Origin of the sequence: Luteimonas notoginsengisoli (genome assembly GCF_042648885.1) — a bacterium.
GTDB classification, from domain to species: domain Bacteria; phylum Pseudomonadota; class Gammaproteobacteria; order Xanthomonadales; family Xanthomonadaceae; genus Luteimonas; species Luteimonas notoginsengisoli.
This window is the reverse complement of sequence record NZ_JBHRYF010000017.1, coordinates 1-15,237: the sequence shown is the minus strand read 5'-3', so window position 1 is coordinate 15,237 and position 15,237 is coordinate 1. Positions and strand designations below refer to the sequence as shown.

14 protein-coding genes and 1 pseudogene are annotated in these 15,237 nt (G+C 64.2%); 13 read left to right on the top strand and 2 right to left on the bottom strand.

What is annotated here, in order from left to right; all coding sequences use genetic code 11:
- Positions 1 to 17 precede the first annotated feature (17 nt).
- Positions 18 to 968 (bottom strand): annotated as a pseudogene (locus ACFOM9_RS15130) (site-specific integrase); the annotation flags it as partial.
- Positions 965 to 1,393: a MerR family transcriptional regulator gene (locus ACFOM9_RS15125; RefSeq protein WP_182684925.1), complete on the bottom strand. Its 429-nt coding sequence runs from the start codon at positions 1,391 to 1,393 to the stop codon at positions 965 to 967. The gene ACFOM9_RS15125 and the pseudogene ACFOM9_RS15130, both read right to left, overlap by 4 nt.
- Positions 1,394 to 1,485: 92 nt before the next feature.
- Here ACFOM9_RS15125 and ACFOM9_RS15120 point away from each other — a divergent pair, with 92 nt between their 5' ends.
- From ACFOM9_RS15120 to arsB, 13 genes are all read left to right on the top strand, one after another.
- Positions 1,486 to 3,450 carry an FTR1 family protein gene (locus ACFOM9_RS15120; protein ID WP_386712729.1) on the top strand — a complete coding sequence of 655 codons (1,965 nt, stop codon included), beginning with the start codon at positions 1,486 to 1,488 and terminating at the stop codon, positions 3,448 to 3,450.
- Between the two features lies 1 nt (position 3,451).
- Entirely contained in the window at positions 3,452 to 4,132 is a 681-nt protein-coding gene (locus ACFOM9_RS15115) for a cation transporter (RefSeq protein WP_386712726.1), read from the top strand.
- An 18-nt stretch (positions 4,133 to 4,150) separates the two neighbouring features.
- Positions 4,151 to 4,777, top strand: a complete 627-nt coding sequence (locus ACFOM9_RS15110) for a cation transporter (protein WP_182684922.1) — start codon at positions 4,151 to 4,153, stop codon at positions 4,775 to 4,777.
- A gap of 60 nt (positions 4,778 to 4,837) precedes the next feature.
- Entirely contained in the window at positions 4,838 to 5,263 is a 426-nt protein-coding gene (locus ACFOM9_RS15105; protein WP_182684921.1) for a hypothetical protein, read from the top strand.
- A gap of 64 nt (positions 5,264 to 5,327) precedes the next feature.
- Entirely contained in the window at positions 5,328 to 6,608 is a 1,281-nt protein-coding gene (locus tag ACFOM9_RS15100; protein ID WP_386712721.1) for a TolC family protein, read from the top strand.
- Positions 6,605 to 7,819 carry an efflux RND transporter periplasmic adaptor subunit gene (locus ACFOM9_RS15095; protein WP_386712718.1) on the top strand — a complete coding sequence of 405 codons (1,215 nt, stop codon included), beginning with the start codon at positions 6,605 to 6,607 and terminating at the stop codon, positions 7,817 to 7,819. Before ACFOM9_RS15100 ends, ACFOM9_RS15095 begins: the two co-directional genes overlap by 4 nt.
- Positions 7,820 to 7,849: 30 nt before the next feature.
- Positions 7,850 to 10,963, top strand: coding sequence for an efflux RND transporter permease subunit (locus ACFOM9_RS15090; RefSeq protein WP_325138644.1), 3,114 nt, complete (start codon positions 7,850 to 7,852; stop codon positions 10,961 to 10,963).
- Positions 10,960 to 11,280: a P-II family nitrogen regulator gene (locus ACFOM9_RS15085; RefSeq protein ID WP_325138646.1), complete on the top strand. Its 321-nt coding sequence runs from the start codon at positions 10,960 to 10,962 to the stop codon at positions 11,278 to 11,280. The genes ACFOM9_RS15090 and ACFOM9_RS15085 overlap by 4 nt, the downstream gene beginning before the upstream one ends.
- Before the next feature lie 27 nt (positions 11,281 to 11,307).
- Positions 11,308 to 11,631: a P-II family nitrogen regulator gene (locus ACFOM9_RS15080; RefSeq protein WP_325138648.1), complete on the top strand. Its 324-nt coding sequence runs from the start codon at positions 11,308 to 11,310 to the stop codon at positions 11,629 to 11,631.
- Entirely contained in the window at positions 11,631 to 12,527 is an 897-nt protein-coding gene (locus tag ACFOM9_RS15075) for a cation diffusion facilitator family transporter (protein WP_325138650.1), read from the top strand. Before ACFOM9_RS15080 ends, ACFOM9_RS15075 begins: the two co-directional genes overlap by 1 nt.
- A gap of 402 nt (positions 12,528 to 12,929) precedes the next feature.
- Positions 12,930 to 13,262 carry an ArsR/SmtB family transcription factor gene (locus ACFOM9_RS15070; RefSeq protein ID WP_291211164.1) on the top strand — a complete coding sequence of 111 codons (333 nt, stop codon included), beginning with the start codon at positions 12,930 to 12,932 and terminating at the stop codon, positions 13,260 to 13,262.
- 39 nt (positions 13,263 to 13,301) lie between these two features.
- A complete protein-coding gene (locus tag ACFOM9_RS15065) occupies positions 13,302 to 13,820 on the top strand; it encodes an arsenate reductase ArsC (protein WP_291210789.1) in 519 nt (172 codons plus the stop codon).
- Between the two features lie 13 nt (positions 13,821 to 13,833).
- The gene (arsB, locus tag ACFOM9_RS15060; RefSeq protein WP_291211168.1) at positions 13,834 to 14,868 is read left to right on the top strand and encodes an ACR3 family arsenite efflux transporter; all 1,035 of its coding nucleotides are present in this window, start codon (positions 13,834 to 13,836) and stop codon (positions 14,866 to 14,868) included.
- Positions 14,869 to 15,237 lie beyond the last annotated feature (369 nt).

The following is a 15,237-nucleotide window of genomic DNA, read 5'->3' as shown; positions in this document are numbered from 1 at the left end:
GGGTCCTTAGTCGGTCACGGGGGTGGAAGTGTCGGCGCTGGCAGGCCAGCCTCGATGCGCTGGCGGGCGAATGGGTCGCCGCCATCGAGGTAGCGCATGGCCGAGTGCACATCGCGCCAGCCGACGTACTCCATCAGCGCCTTGACATCCCACCCGTTGGCGTTGGCCCATCCAGCGAAACCGCGACGCAGGGAATGGCTGCTGTAGTCCTCAGCATCGGGAAGGCCGGCGGCCATGAACAGGCGGCGCAGCAGCGGAATCAAACTGTTCGGATGCAGCGGCGTCTCGCTCACGTGGCCCCAGCGATCGACACCGCGGAACACCGGCCCCTGTATCAAATCTGCCGCGGCAATCCATTCAGCAGTCGCAGTCACCGGACACAAGCGCGACAACGCCGGCACCTTGTACGTATTGCCCATGGCTTGGCGATCCCCCTTGCTGCGCGACAGGAAACAGGTCATGCCTTCACCAGGCACCAGGCGCAGGTGTTCGACCTGCACGCGGATCAGTTCGTCGCCGCGGAAGCCCCGCCAGAAGCCCAGGAGGATCAGGGCGCGATCACGCTGAAGGCGGAGTGCATCTGCGCAATCATCGCGTTCCTGCGCAGCTGCAATCGCGGTACCAAGCCAATCATCCACCTGGGCCAGTCGGGTCAACTGCAGCGGTTCGGCCTGCTTTTCGACCGAGGGGTGGAGGGTTTGAATGCCCTTGAGCACCTTGCGCACCAAGGGCGCCTTGGTCGGATCGACGAAGCCCTGTTCGGTATGCCACTGCGCCAACGCCGCCAGACGTTGCTTGAGTGTGTTGGTAGCCAGTTGGCCGGCGTACTCGGCCAGGTAACGGGCGACGTTGTCAGCGGTCGCCGGCAAATGACCACCCCACTCAACCTCGAAATGCCGCACCGCTGAGGCATAGCTCCGTCGCGTATTCTCGCGCGTGGCGGCTTCGAGGTACCGGTCCAGCGTCATACGCGACGCCGGGCGACGTCGCGCTTTGAGACGATTCCCGTGTCCCGCAGCGCATGGAGGATGGTGCAGCACTCGCGCTCGCCGCCGGCGCACTGGGCGATCACACGTTCCAGTTCCATGACCATGCGCTGGAGTTCGTCGATCCGCTGGCGGATGTCAGCCAAGTGCGTGCGAGCGATCGCATCGACATCGCCGCACGACATTTTGGGATCATCATCCAACCGCAGCAGGCTGCGGATTTCCTCCAGACTGAAGCCCAGTTCGCGCCCGCGGCTGATGAAGCGTAGCCGCTCCACCTCGGCCGGACGGTAGGCGCGGTAGCCACTTGCGGTTCGTGCCGGTGGCGGCATCAGCCCGACACGCTCGTAATAGCGGATGGTTTCCAGGTGGCAGCCGCTGGCAGCGGCGGCGTCACTGATTTTCATTCGCATTCCTTGACTCTGTAGCTACTACGGACTTTACGCTGCGCCCCTTCCGGTGCCAACTCAGAGACCGGCACCTTCTTTCGTGACCGCCCATGTCCCTGCTTGCCGCTCTGATCCGCAACCTCCTGATCGCCGCTTCGGTGGCCTGGGTGGCCACATCCCTTCCTGCGAGCGCCGCTGAACCGAGCCAAGCCAATCCGCGCCAAGCTTGGCAAATGCTCGATTACATCGCAGTGGACTACGCCGGCGCGATCCAGCACGGGCGCGTGGTGGTCCCGGGCGAATACGCCGAAATGCAGGAGTTCGCCAACACAGTGCGAACGCAGTTGGCAGCCCTGCCTGCCGCGCCGAAGCAGCCGGCATTGGTCGCGCAGGCCGATCGGCTGGTGGCGGCGGTGGCGGCCAAGGCCGAGCCCGCACAAGTGGCGATGCTCGCCCGTGGACTGGCTGACGATGTGCTGGCCAGCTACCCGATTGGGGCGGTGCCGGCTGCACCGCCCGAACCGGCCCGTGCGGCCGCGCTCTACGCCCAACAGTGCGCGGTCTGCCACGGCCCCACCGGACATGGTGACGGTCCGGCTGCGGCGGGTCTGGATCCCCCGCCAATTGCCTTCACCGACGCCGCCCGCGCTGCCCAGCGCACACCGTTCGCCCTGTACGAGGTGATTTCGCAGGGCGTACCGGGTACCGGGATGGCCAGCTTTGCCGCGTTGCCCGAAGACGACCGCTGGGCGCTGGCGTTCTACGTGGGCAGCTTGGCGTATTCGCCGCAGGCCCGCACTGACGGCGAGGCGTTGTGGCGAAAGGATGCCGAACTGCGCGGGCGCATTCCCACGCTCGAAGCTTTGACGCGCACCAGCGAGGTCGGACTTGCCGCTTCGGTAGACGCCGAGCAGGCCTCGGCGATCATCGCCTACCTGCGCTCGCGACCGCAGGCGGTGAACGAATCGGTTGCCGACAACCCCGGACCGTTCGCGCTGGCGCGGCAGCGACTGGCCGACAGCCAGCGTGCCTATGCCACCGGCGACGCTGCACAGGCCCGGTCATTTGCCTTGTCGGCCTATCTGGATGGTGTGGAGCCGGTCGAGCCGACGCTGGCCACGCGCGATGCCGCCTTGATGCGGGACATCGAAACTGCCATGGCCCGGTTCCGCACCCAAATCGGCCAAGGCACCGCACCGGCGGAGGTATCGGCGCAGGCGGTGCAGATCACCGAGTTGTTCGATCGCGCCGAGACGGCGCTGCAGGACACGTACACGGACACGACTACGGCCTTCCTCGGCAGCTTCACCATTCTGGTGCGCGAGGGCCTGGAAGCGCTGCTGATCGTGATCGGCATGATCGCGTTTCTGCGCAAGGCCGAGCGCCGCGAGGTGCTGCCCTACGTGCATGCCGGCTGGATCGGCGCGCTACTGGCCGGCGGGATAACCTGGATGGTGGCGACCTATCTGGTGGGCATCAGTGGCGCCAATCGCGAGGTCACCGAAGGCGTGTCGGCGCTGTTCGCTGCGGTGGTGTTGCTGAGTGTGGGCATCTGGATGCACCAGAAGAGTCTGGCCGGGCGCTGGCAGCAGTATCTGCACGCGAAGATGTCGGCGGCATTGACGCGGCGTTCGGCGATCTTCCTGTTCCTGCTGGCCTTCGTCGCGGTCTATCGCGAGGTGTTCGAGACGATCCTGTTCTACATCGCGATGTGGAGCGAACAGGCTTCCAGCGCAATTATCGCGGGCCTCGTGGCCGGAAGCGTGGTTCTCGCCGCGGTGGCGTACTGGATGCTGCGCATGAGCAAGCGCCTGCCGATCGGCCGGTTTTTCTCGATCAGTTCGATCCTGATCGCGGTACTGGCGGTCATTCTGGTCGGCAAAGGCGTCGCCGCCTTGCAGGAGGCTGGCTGGGTGTCGCAGGTGCTGGTCACCGCGCCTCGCATCGAATGGCTCGGCGTCTACCCGTCCTGGCAGTCGCTGTTGGCGCAGCTGACCGTCGCAATCGCCGCGGCAATCGGCTTCTTCGTCAATACCCGCACTTCACGCGCCTTGGCACGGGAGGCCAAATCATGAGATGGATGCCATGAGCCAATGTGATTGCCACGACACGGCGGCGGCGCTGAGCGCCAATACTGACCACGCCCGCCGACGTGTGTTGTGGATCGTGCTGGCGATCAACTTGTTGCTGTTCGCCGGCGAGTTCGGTGCCGGCTGGTGGGGCGATTCGAGCGCGCTGCAGGCTGATTCGCTGGACAGCCTGGGCGATGCGCTGGTCTACGGGCTGAGTCTGTGGGTGATCGGCGGCACGCTGCGTCAACGCAGCAAGGCCGTGTTCCTCAAGGGTGGGATCCAGGCGTTGTTCGGTGTTGCGGTGCTGGTGGAGGTCGGTCGCCGCGCCTGGTTCGGCACCGAACCACTGGCTCCAGTCATGGCTATCGCGGCCACCGTGGCTTTGGTCGGTAACCTGGCCTGTTTTGCGCTGCTCACCCGGTTCCGCAGCGACGACATGAACATGCGCTCGGTCTGGCTGTGCTCGCGCAATGATCTGGTCAACAATCTCGGCGTGATCGCGGCCGCCGGCCTGGTCGCCTGGCTCGATGTGGCTTGGCCGGATCTGGTCATCGGCGCGCTGGTCGCGGCGCTGTTCCTGCACACGGCCGCGCACGTGTTGTCAGGTGCGTGGAAGGACTGGCAGCAAAGTGATGGTCTTGCTTCGCAAGATTCCCGATCCACGTCTTGCGCTTCGCGACGTTGAAGAACAAGGATCCAGGCCATGAGTGATTGCGGCTGCCATCACGAAGCCAAGAATGTTGCTGAGCGTCGGGTGTTGTGGATTGCCCTGGTACTGAATGCGGCCATGGCGGTCATTGGCGGTGTGACCGGCTGGATCGCACAGTCCGCCGGCCTGCTGGCCGATGCGCTGGACATGCTCTCCGACGCCACAGCCTATGCGATCGGATTGATTGCCATTGGGCGGACCGCTCGTTTCAAGGCCAATGCGGCCTGGCTGAGCGGCAGCGTGCTGCTGGTGCTCGGTGTGGGAGTATTGATCGAAGTGGGGCGTCGCGTGCTGCATGGCGCCGAGCCGCTGAGTGGTTGGATGATCGGCACCGCGTTGTTGTCGCTTGCGGTGAACGTCTACGTGCTGCGCTTGCTGGCGCCGCTGAAGTCCGGTGAGGTGCATTTGCGAGCAACCTGGCTATTCACCCGCGCGGACGTGGTGGCCAACATAGGCGTGATTCTCGCCGGCGTGCTGGTGCTATGGCTAGGCTCGCCCTATCCGGACTTCATCATCGGCACCCTGATCGGCCTGTACGTCATCAAGGAGGCTGTGGAAATCCTCGGTGACGCACGGCGGGCGCGTCAGAAGGCGCGGAATCGCGGCAGTGCAACCGAGTAAGGCCATGCTGCCCTGGCCCCGCCGCTCGCCCGCAGACGCCTTCCGAGAAGGCGCTGCCTGATGCAATTTCATAACACCCCCGCCGGCCGGTATCATGCGCCGATGCTTGCGACCGCTCCCAGCACCATGCTTGGCCGCCTACGCGCTTCGGCGCGGCTGGCGGCGCTGGTGCTACTGGTATTCGCGATGAAGATCGGCGTAGTCGCCGCCTGCGCCCAGCACGACTTTGCCCTTTTGGGGCTGGGGACTGATTCCACCCACCAGTTGATCGTGAATTCTGTGTCGGACACGGATGGCGCAGACCCGGCCCAAGGCACGTTGCCGCAGGGTAGCGCCTGCACGCACTGTAGCTGCCCCCATGCAGTGGCCGTCCCGGTGACGCCCCACACCATGGCAACAGCCCTGCCACACGCACGGTTTGGCTATGCCGTGTCGGCCAACCGCAGTGCACCGGTGCTCCTGGAGCTTCGACCTCCCATCGTCTGATCGACATTCCATCAGCCCCCACTCGCCATGCGTGGGAGGTCCCGTCGATTCAGAGGATTGATTCATGCCTGTTTTCCATTCGTCACGGCGACGTTTCGTCGTGCGTGCGGCCGTCGCCTTGCTGGCGATCGGCCCTTGGCTCACGCCTGCCTGGGCCGCTGACGCCAGCACCGCTCCTCCCGCCATCCGTCAAGCGCTGCAAGCCGCCTGGCAGCAGCACCCGTCTTACCGGGCGACCGAGGCGCAGTTGGCCGCCGCCCGTGCCCGCCTGACCGCCGCGGGACAGCCGCTGTACAACCCGGAGCTGGAGCTGTCCAGCGACGATGAAGGTACCGAACGAACGAACAGCGCCGGCCTGAACTTGACCTTGGACCTGAGCGGCAAACGGCGGGTCCGTCGCGATGCCGCCAGCGCCCGCATCGATCAGGTCACCGCCGAAGCACGGGTGCGCCGACGCGATTTCGCCCGGCAGTGGTTCGCCGGTTGGGCCGATCTGCAGACGGCGCAGCAGCGCGTGCGTACCGGCGAACGCCGGTTGGCATTGGTGACCCGGTTTGCCGAACTGGCCGAGAAGCAATTCACGGCCGACGACATCTCCGGCCTGGAGCGCGATCTGGCGCTGCTCGCCCGGGATGAGGCGGAGGCGGAACAGGCGCAGTTGCTGGCCGACCAAGCCGATGCCGAAGCCCGCTTCCGCACGGTCGGCGGAACGTCCGAGTGGATCGCCGGCACGGCGCTGCCAACCGACCTGCTGCCGGCCCCGGAAACCGCCGTTGATGGTGTCGAATCTCTGCCGGACTGGCAAGCCGCGCAGGCCGCGGCCACCGTCGCCGAACGCGAGGTCACGGTGGCGCGCCGCAACCGTATCGCAGACCCGACCGTAGGCGCCTACGGCGGGCGCAAGGAATACGACGTTGGCGGCCTGACCGACAATGTCGTCGGGGTCACCCTCACCATCCCGCTGTTCGTACGCAATTCGTACCGCGCCGAAGTCGTTGCTGCCCAGTCCGATGCGGACGTGGCGCAGGCCGATCTGCAGCGGGTGCAACTGGAACTGGAAGCCGACCGCCGCCGCACGATTGACAGCTATGCCGCGGCGTTCGCGGCTTGGAAGCGATGGAAGAATAGCCGCGGTACCGATGTGGACCGGCGCGCCAACCTGTTGGAAAAACTCTGGCGCGAGGGCGAGCTGTCCACCGCCGACTACCTGCTGCAGCTCAAGCAGACCCTCGACACGCAACTGGCCGGTGCCGAACTCGAAGCGCGCCTTTGGCGCCACTACGCTGATTACCTTGCCGCCACCGGCCAGCTCGAACGCTGGGCCGGCCTGGAGGGCACCCCATGAGAACCCTACTGATGACCCCGTCCCGACTGATCATGCTGCCGCTTGCTGCGGCATTGCTGCTGGCGATTTCCGCTTGCTCGAAAACGCCAGAGACTGAATCGACCCAAGCGCCTACCGCCGAACATGCCGAGTCGAGTGAAGCCGATCATGCCGAAGGTGCGGAAGCGCACGCTGAAGCAGGCGAAGAAGGCGAAGCCGCCGAGCCAGTGAAGATGGACGAGGCCGCGCTCAAAGCCGCCGGTATCAAACTGCAGACGCTGCAGCCGTCCTCGCTCAGCGAGGAACTGCGTGCACCGGGCGAAGTGGTCGACAGCGCCTATGGCACGACCTTGATCACGCCCCGCGTCGAATCGCTCGTCGTCCGCCGGCACGCCAAGCTCGGTGATGAAGTGCGCGCCGGCGCGCCGTTGGTGACGCTGGCCAGCGTTGAGGTGTCCGACGCGCAGGCCGATCTGCGCATTGCCGAACAGGAGTGGCGGCGTGTCTCGGCCTTGGGTCGCGAGGCCGTTGCCGGCCGCCGCATCAACGAAGCCAAGGTGGCAGTCGAGCGTGCCCGCGCCAAGGCGCAGGCCTACGGATTGCCCGGCACATCGAGTGGCAGCGTCAATGGTCAATTCACCCTGACCGCGCCGCATGCCGGCCGCCTCACCGAGGACGATTTTGTCGTCGGCGAGCGCATTGAGCCGGGCAAGGCGCTGTTCCGACTGGTGGACGAGTCGACCGTCTGGGTGGATGCCAAATTGCCGTCCGGCACGGCCTCCCGCATTGAGGCCGGAAGCGCGGCAACCATCGTGGTGGGTGGGGAGCATCTTGTCGGCAAGGTGCTACGTAGCGCCCATCGCACGTCCGAAGCCACCCGCAATGCTTCAGTTCGAGTCGAGGTGCCGAACGAGGGCGACCGTCTGCATGGCGGCGATTTCGTCGAAGTGTATTTCGAGGCCGCTCCTGCGGCTAACACGGACGACAAATCCGCCATGCAGCTAGCCGTCCCAACCGAGGCATTGGTGCAACTCGAAAGCGAGACTGTGGTGTTTCGCCGCAACCGCGCTGGGGCACTCGAACCCGTGCCGGTGCGCGTGGGTGAAGTGATCGGCGATCGCACCGTCATCCGCGAAGGGTTGAAGGCAGGCGACAACGTCGTGGTCGCCGGTGCGTTTGCGGTCAAGTCGCAGATTCTCAAGGCGCAACTGGGAGAGGGTCATGGTCATTGATCTCTCCCTCGTGATACGCGGAGGTGCGCCATGCTGAATCGCCTGGTCGAACTTTCCCTGCGCTACAAGTTTCTGGTGCTGATCGCCTTCGCGGTGGTGGCCTTCCTCGGCATCAACGCAGTACGCAACGTGCCTATCGACGCCTTCCCGGACGTCACGCCCGTCCAGGTCAACGTCTATACCGAGTCCCCAGGCCTGGCCGCGGAGGACATCGAACTTCTGTTGACGACCCCGATCGAATCGGCGCTCGCCGGTCTGCCGAAAGTGCAGGAAATCCGATCGGTCAGCCTGTTTGGCCTGTCCTATGTCGCCGTCTATTTCGAGGACGACATGGACATCTATTTCGCGCGGCAGCTGGTCAACGAGCGACTGCAGGAGATTGGCGATCGACTGCCCGAAGGCTATGGCAAGCCGAGCATGGGGCCCAATACCTCCGGTCTGGGTCAGGTGTTCTGGTACACGGTCGAGCGTGCTCCGGGCGTCAGCAAGGATCAGGTCACCGACATGGACCTGCGCACCTGGCAGGAATGGACGGTGCGCCTGATCCTGCGCACCGCGCCTGGTGTGGACGATGTCTCCTCCTGGGGCGGCGGTGAGCGCGAGTATCAGGTCCAGATCGATCCGCAGCGGCTCTATGCGCGCGGACTGGGGTTTGGCGACGTGATCAACGCGATTCCGGCCAACAACGGCCAGGTCGGCGGCAACGTCATGGACGTGGGGCGCGAACAGTTCCTTGTTCGTGGCCTGGGCCTGTTGCGATCTACCAAGGATATCGGTGAGATCGTGCTCAAGGCCGAGGATGGCGTGCCGGTGTATTTGCGCGATGTGGCTACCGTGGTGGAAGCTCCGGCGCCGCGCTTTGGTGCGGTGACCCGCGACGGCGAGGAAGTCGTGCTGGGCATGGCCTTGGCGCGCATCGGCGAGAACGCCAAGGACGTGGTCGAAGCGGTCAAGGGCAAACTCGATGTCGTACGCGATGCGTTGCCCAAGACGATGGTGCTCAAGCCGATCTACGAGCGCACCGACCTGGTCAACAAAGCGGTGGGGACGGCGACTCGCGCGTTGATCGAAGGCTCGATCCTGGTGGCGATCATCCTGTTCCTGTTCCTGGGCGAACTGCGCTCGGCGCTGGTCGTGATCGTGACGTTGCCACTGGCGATGCTGATTGCCTTCATCGGGATGGGCCAGGTTGGCCTGTCGGCCAACCTGATGTCGCTGGCTGGATTAGCGATCGGCATCGGCATGATGGTCGACGGCGCGGTGGTGATGGTCGAGAACGCCTTCCGGATCATGGCCGAGCGTCTCGAGCACGGCGAGAAGGTCGACAGGACCTCCGCGGTGCTGGCGGCGGCGAAGGAAGTGGCCAATCCGATTACGTTTGCGATCGGCATCATCATCGTCGTGTTCCTGCCGCTGTTTGCGCTGGAAGGACTCGAAGGCAAGATGTTCAAGCCGATGGCTTTCAATATTGCCTTCGCAATGGCCGGATCGCTGATCCTGAGCCTGACCCTGATCCCGGTGCTGGCCTCGATGATCCTCAAGCCCAAGCCGGAGCGCGATACGTGGCTGGTCGCCAAAATCAAACGCGGCTACCGGCCGCTGTTGGACAAGGCGCTGGCACGCAAGCGGGTGGTCGTGGTCAGCGCCGTCGTCGCGTTGGTGGCGAGTCTGGCGCTGTTCCCCTTCCTGGGCAAGGAGTTCATGCCGCAGTTGCAGGAAGGCTCGATCATGTGGCGCGTCACGGGTATCCCGTCGACTTCGCTGAACGAATCGATCAAGACCAGCAACACCATTGCCAAGGCATTCGAGCAGTTCCCGGAGGTCGAGACCACGCTGGCGATGATCGGCCGCGCCGAGAAAGGCGAAACTGCCGACGTCAACTACATGGAAATCTACACCGCCCTCAAACCTGAGGACGAGTGGAAGTCCGGCCGAAACATCAAGCAACTCGAAGAAGCCATGCAGGAGACGCTGGAAAAGGTCGTGCCCAACGTGGTGCCGGGCTACACCCAACCGATCCAGATGCGCGTGGAGGAATTGATCTCGGGCGTGCGTGCGACCTTGGCGCTGAAGCTCTATGGCGAAGACCTGGAGGAGCTCGACCGTATCAGCGGCCAGCTCAAGACTGTCCTCGGCAAGGTGCAAGGGGTGGCCGATCTGTCGCTGGAGGCCAATGTCGGCAAGCCGCAGATCCGCATTCAGGTCGATCGGGATGAACTGGCACGCCACGGCATGAATGCCGAGGAAGTGCTCACCATCGTCCGCAATGGCCTGGGCGGTGAGCCGGTGAGCGTGCTGCTCGATGGCGTGAAGCGGTTCGACATCGCGGTGCGGTTGAGCGATGCGACCCGCGATTCGGTCGAGGCTTTGCGGAAGATCGCGTTGCGCACGGCCACCGGTGCCTTGGTGCCGTTGTCGGAGGTTGCTGACGTGAGCGTGGCCGAAGGCTACTCGTTCGTCCGCCGCGAGCAACTGCAGCGCTATGCCGTGATCCAGATGGACGTGCGCGGCCGAGACGTCGACGGTTTCGTCAAGGAGGCTGAGGCCGCGATCAAGCAGCAGGTGACACTGCCCGCAGGTTACTGGATCGAGTGGGGCGGCGCATTCGAGAACCAGCAACGCGCCTTGGCGAAGTTGGCGTTGATCGTGCCGATTACGATCTTCTTCATCTTCGTGCTGCTCTACACCGCGTTCAACTCGATCAAGTACGCCGCGCTGATCCTGGCCAACGTGCCGTTCGCCACCATCGGCGGCTTGCTCGCACTGTTTGTCACCGGCCAGTATCTGTCGGTGCCCTCGGCGATCGGCTTCATTGCGGTATTCGGCGTGGCCATGCTCAACGGCATCGTGTTGGTGAGCTTCCTCAACGAATTGCGCGACAAGGGACGATCAGTGCGTGAGGCCGTGATCCAAGGTACGGCCTTACGGTTGCGCCCTGTGCTGATGACGGCCAGCGTCGCGATCCTGGGCCTGGTGCCGATGCTGCTGTCCAGCGGCGTCGGCGCCGAGACCCAGCGCCCGTTGGCGACGGTGGTCGTGGGCGGCCTGATCAGCTCGACGTTTCTGACGCTGATCCTGCTGCCCGTCTTGTACGAATGGCTGGAAAACCGCGCTGAGCGCAAAGCACAGGAGACCACTCCATGAAACAGATCAAGGCGTTCGTGCACCGCAACCGGGTCACTGATCTGATCCACGCACTGGAGGCTGCCGGTTTCCAGCGACTGAGCCTGTTCGACGTGAAGGGCCTGCTGCGCGCACTCAGTGCGCGCGAGCAGCAGTACTCGGTCGAGTTAGGCGACAAGGTCATCAATGAAATACAGATGGAGTTGTTCTGTGAAGACGATGACGTTGCCAAGGCGGTCGAAATCTTCCGGACAGTAGGGCGTACCGGCCACGCAGACGCGGGCTGGATCTATGTCAGTACGATCGAACAATCGATGCCGATCAACGACACGCCATGAGCGTGTGGGCACTTGAGGGATACCATCATGAAACTGATCGTCGCATTCGTCCATTCCTCCCACGCCGGGCCGGTTGTGCGTGCGCTTGAGCTGGCGGGCCTGTACCACCTTTCGCTCAGCCGGGTGCACGGCGTCGTGCAACCAGACACGGCCATCGTACGAGCGGACATGGGCTCGGAGGGTGAGTTGGAGGTTCGACTGGAGGCCTACTGCGAAGACGCGCATTTAGAGCAGGTCGTCGGGCTGATTCGGGAAAAAGGACACGTTGGCGGCCTCCCCTCGGGGGCCGTCTTCGTCCACCCGGTGGACCACGCCTGGCCGGTGAGTCAAGCAGCCGCAGGAGAACGGTGATGGGCGCAGGGCACGATCACGGCACCAGCGAGATCAAGCACGAGAAGCCACTGTGGTGGGCCTTCGGTTTGACCGCATCGTTCTTGATCGCCGAGGTTGTCGGCGGCTTGCTGACCAACAGCCTTGCGCTGCTGTCCGACGCGGCGCACATGATGACCGATGTGATCGCATTGGCGATCTCATTGTTTGCGGTGCGGCTCAGCCGGCGCCCGCCCGATGCCAAGCGTACCTACGGGTATGCCCGCATGGAGGCCATCGGCGCGATGATCAACGGCGGGCTGCTGTTCGTCGTGGCCGGCTACATCCTGTGGGAGGCAGCGGGTCGCTTTCGGCAGCCGCCAGAAGTGGCCTCTGGAGGCATGCTGGTGATTGCGACCATCGGGCTAGTGGTGAACCTGATCTCAATGCGCCTGCTCAAGGCCGGTAGCGGCACCAGCTTGAATGTGCGGGGTGCCTATCTGGAGGTCTGGAGCGACATGCTGGGATCGGTCGGCGTGATTATGGGCGCGCTCGTCATTCACTTCACCGGTTGGACCGTGGTCGATCCAATCATTGCCGTGCTGATCGGCCTGTGGGTGCTCCCGCGCACCTGGACGTTACTGCGCCAAGCCGGCCATGTGTTGATGCAAGGCGTGCCGGCAGGGATAGATCTAGAAGCGATTCGTGGCGCGTTACGTGCCTGCCCTGGCGTGCGCGAGATCCATGACCTTCACGTATGGGCGCTGGGGTCACAGCAACCGATCCTGACCGCCCACGTGGTGCTACAGGACGGCGGCGTAGATGCAGAGCAGGTGCGACGCACATTGACCGAGACGCTGGAGGGGCGGTTCAACGTTCACCACGTCACACTGCAGGTAGAGTTGACGCCGTGCGCGGAGGAGTGCAATCGATCGTGAGGTGCGATGTGTGGTTCTGAATCGCTGGACGACCAAGTCGGTGCTGACAGTGCAGCTATTCGTCCGCCGTGGCGGTGGCGCTCGATGGCCTTTTCATCCGCAAGCTGCACGAGCAGGGGGCTGCCGGACAGTACGAGCATGGACGGTGCGTTGGGCCGCCTGCGCTCGGTTCTGATGACGTGGTTGACCGTGTGGAGAGTTAGCCCCACGTTCGTGCCGCTCACTGGGAGCTGAGATGCCAACCGAATAGCCGAAGAGAGGGTTGGCAGGGGTTCGGTAAGAAAACAGCGTCGGGTGGCCCCTCCCGCTGACGCTATGCGCGCATAGCACTGCTTTCTGTTCGAGATGGGGGCTGGATTCGGGGTGATTGCCGTTCAATATTCATTCGATTATTCTAGAAACATGGAAACGAATCAGGTAATCACCGCGCTGACGGCGCTGGGCCACGCCACCCGGCTTGCAATCTTCCGATTGCTGGTCGAAGCCGGTCCGGACGGCCGCATGGCAGGCGAAATCGGCGAGGCGTTGGCCGTACCCGGCGCCACCCTGTCCTTCCACCTGAAGGAACTCGTGCATGCCGGCCTGATCAGCAGCGAGAGCCGGGGCCGTAACGTTTGTTACCGCGCCAACTTTGATGCCATGAACGTCCTGGTCGCCTATCTGACTCATAACTGCTGCGCAGGCTCCTCAGACACGAGCTGCAGCCCTGGTGTGGCGACCGCCCGCGCCTGCTGACTGCCGCCTCAGCCCCTCCCCAATCAAGGAACCCACCCCGTGAAGCGTCGCGTCCTCTTCCTCTGTACCGGCAACTCCGCCCGCAGCGTCCTGGCCGAAGCCACGCTTCGCGCCTGGGCCGGCCATCGCTTCGAAGTCTTCAGTGCCGGCAGCCAGCCGACGGGCACGGTCAATCCCTTCGCGCTGGGCCAGCTGGCGGCCGAGGGCATCGCCACCGCCGGCCTGCGCAGCAAGTCCTGGGACGAGTTCGCGACAGCGGATGCGGCGCCGATGGATCTGGTGGTGACGGTCTGCGATTCGGCGGCGGCCGAAACCTGCCCCGTCGTGTTCGGCGACTTCCTGCGCGCGCACTGGGGGCTTCCCGACCCGGCCGCGGTGGAGAGCAATGACGAGGACAAGCGAGAGGCGTTCCGCCAGGCGCACCGCATCGTCAAGGCGCGCCTGCAGGCGCTGCTGGCGTTGCCGGCCGAGATCTGGGACGACCGTGCAGCTCTGAAGGAGTCGCTCGATCGTATCGGCTTCGTGCAACCTGACGACGAGGGATCCGTCGATGGCTGAGGCAGCGCCCCGCATGGGGTTGTTCGAACGTTACCTGACCCTCTGGGTCGGGCTGTGCATCGTGGTCGGCACCGGTCTGGGGCACTTCCTGCCCGACGCCTTCGCAAGCCTTGGCCGCATGGAGGTGGCCAAGGTCAACCTGCCAGTAGCTGCCCTGATCTGGCTGATGATCATCCCGATGCTGCTGAAGGTCGACTTCGGCGCCATGCGGGAGGTGGGCAAACACTGGCGCGGCATAGGCGTCACCCTGTTCGTCAACTGGGCGGTCAAGCCGTTCTCGATGGCCCTGCTGGGGTGGTTCTTCCTCCGATATGTGTTCGCCGACTGGCTGCCACCCGACCAGGTCGACTCCTACATGGCCGGCCTGATCCTGCTGGCGGCCGCGCCGTGCACCGCGATGGTGTTCGTGTGGAGCAACCTGTGCCGCGGCGATGCGAACTTCACCCTGAGCCAGGTCGCGCTCAATGACGCCATCATGGTGGTCGCCTTCGCGCCGCTGGTGGCCCTGTTGCTGGGGCTGTCGTCGATCACGGTGCCGTGGGACACGCTGGCGCTCTCGGTCGGGCTGTACATCCTCGTGCCGGTCGCGGTCGCCGTCCTGCTTCGCCGCTGGCTGCTTGCCAGTGGTGGTCAGGCGAGGCTGGATGCGGTGCTCGCGCGACTAGGGCCAGTGTCACTGGTCGCGCTGTTGGCGACGCTGGTGCTGTTGTTCGGCTTTCAGGGCCGGCAGATCATCGAGCAGCCGCTGATCATTGCGATTCTGGCCGTGCCGATCCTGATCCAGGTGTATTTCAACTCCGGCCTGGCCTACCTGCTCAACCGTAAGCTAGGCGTCGCCCACTGCGTGGCAGGGCCGTCAGCGCTGATCGGTGCTAGCAACTTCTTTGAGCTCGCCGTCGCCACCGCGGTCGCCTTGTTCGGCGTGCAATCGGGTGCGGCGCTGGCCACCGTGGTGGGCGTGCTGATCGAGGTGCCGGTAATGCTGTCGGTGGTCAGGATCGTCAATCGATCCCAGCCCTGGTACGAGCGCCGACTTCGGGCGTCATAGTCCGAGCAGGCGAGTCTCAGGATGCCATTTGGCATACTGCCTAACGGATCGTTAGCCATCACACCAAATATGACTAGACATTCCAACTATTTGAGCATCAGGCATCGAGCCAAGCCCATACCATACGGCGGTGATGGAGTACTGCGAGAGGATGGCGACGCCAACTATGGCTTTAAGTACGTCAAAGGCGATGAGGCCGCGCTCCGCGCCATACCTGAGCTAGCTAAAGACTCGGCCTTGCTTGATCTGGCGCTTGCAATCAATTCTCATCAGACAGGCTTGTTCTCGGTAGGCTGCGTAAGTGTGACCTGCCCCCACTGAGCCGTACCAGCCGAAGCTAGGTAGAGTCCGTCACCCAGAGAGGACGGA

What these genes read in the sequence shown, in the direction of transcription:
- ACFOM9_RS15125 (WP_182684925.1), bottom strand. Translation starts at nt 1,393, where the DNA reads ATGAAAATCAGTGACGCCGCCGCTGCCAGCGGCTGCCACCTGGAAACC.
- ACFOM9_RS15120 (WP_386712729.1), top strand. Translation starts at nt 1,486, where the DNA reads ATGTCCCTGCTTGCCGCTCTGATCCGCAACCTCCTGATCGCCGCTTCG.
- ACFOM9_RS15115 (WP_386712726.1), top strand. Translation starts at nt 3,452, where the DNA reads ATGGATGCCATGAGCCAATGTGATTGCCACGACACGGCGGCGGCGCTG.
- ACFOM9_RS15110 (WP_182684922.1), top strand. Translation starts at nt 4,151, where the DNA reads ATGAGTGATTGCGGCTGCCATCACGAAGCCAAGAATGTTGCTGAGCGT.
- ACFOM9_RS15105 (WP_182684921.1), top strand. Translation starts at nt 4,838, where the DNA reads ATGCAATTTCATAACACCCCCGCCGGCCGGTATCATGCGCCGATGCTT.
- ACFOM9_RS15100 (WP_386712721.1), top strand. Translation starts at nt 5,328, where the DNA reads ATGCCTGTTTTCCATTCGTCACGGCGACGTTTCGTCGTGCGTGCGGCC.
- ACFOM9_RS15095 (WP_386712718.1), top strand. Translation starts at nt 6,605, where the DNA reads ATGAGAACCCTACTGATGACCCCGTCCCGACTGATCATGCTGCCGCTT.
- ACFOM9_RS15090 (WP_325138644.1), top strand. Translation starts at nt 7,850, where the DNA reads ATGCTGAATCGCCTGGTCGAACTTTCCCTGCGCTACAAGTTTCTGGTG.
- ACFOM9_RS15085 (WP_325138646.1), top strand. Translation starts at nt 10,960, where the DNA reads ATGAAACAGATCAAGGCGTTCGTGCACCGCAACCGGGTCACTGATCTG.
- ACFOM9_RS15080 (WP_325138648.1), top strand. Translation starts at nt 11,308, where the DNA reads ATGAAACTGATCGTCGCATTCGTCCATTCCTCCCACGCCGGGCCGGTT.
- ACFOM9_RS15075 (WP_325138650.1), top strand. Translation starts at nt 11,631, where the DNA reads ATGGGCGCAGGGCACGATCACGGCACCAGCGAGATCAAGCACGAGAAG.
- ACFOM9_RS15070 (WP_291211164.1), top strand. Translation starts at nt 12,930, where the DNA reads ATGGAAACGAATCAGGTAATCACCGCGCTGACGGCGCTGGGCCACGCC.
- arsB (WP_291211168.1), top strand. Translation starts at nt 13,834, where the DNA reads ATGGGGTTGTTCGAACGTTACCTGACCCTCTGGGTCGGGCTGTGCATC.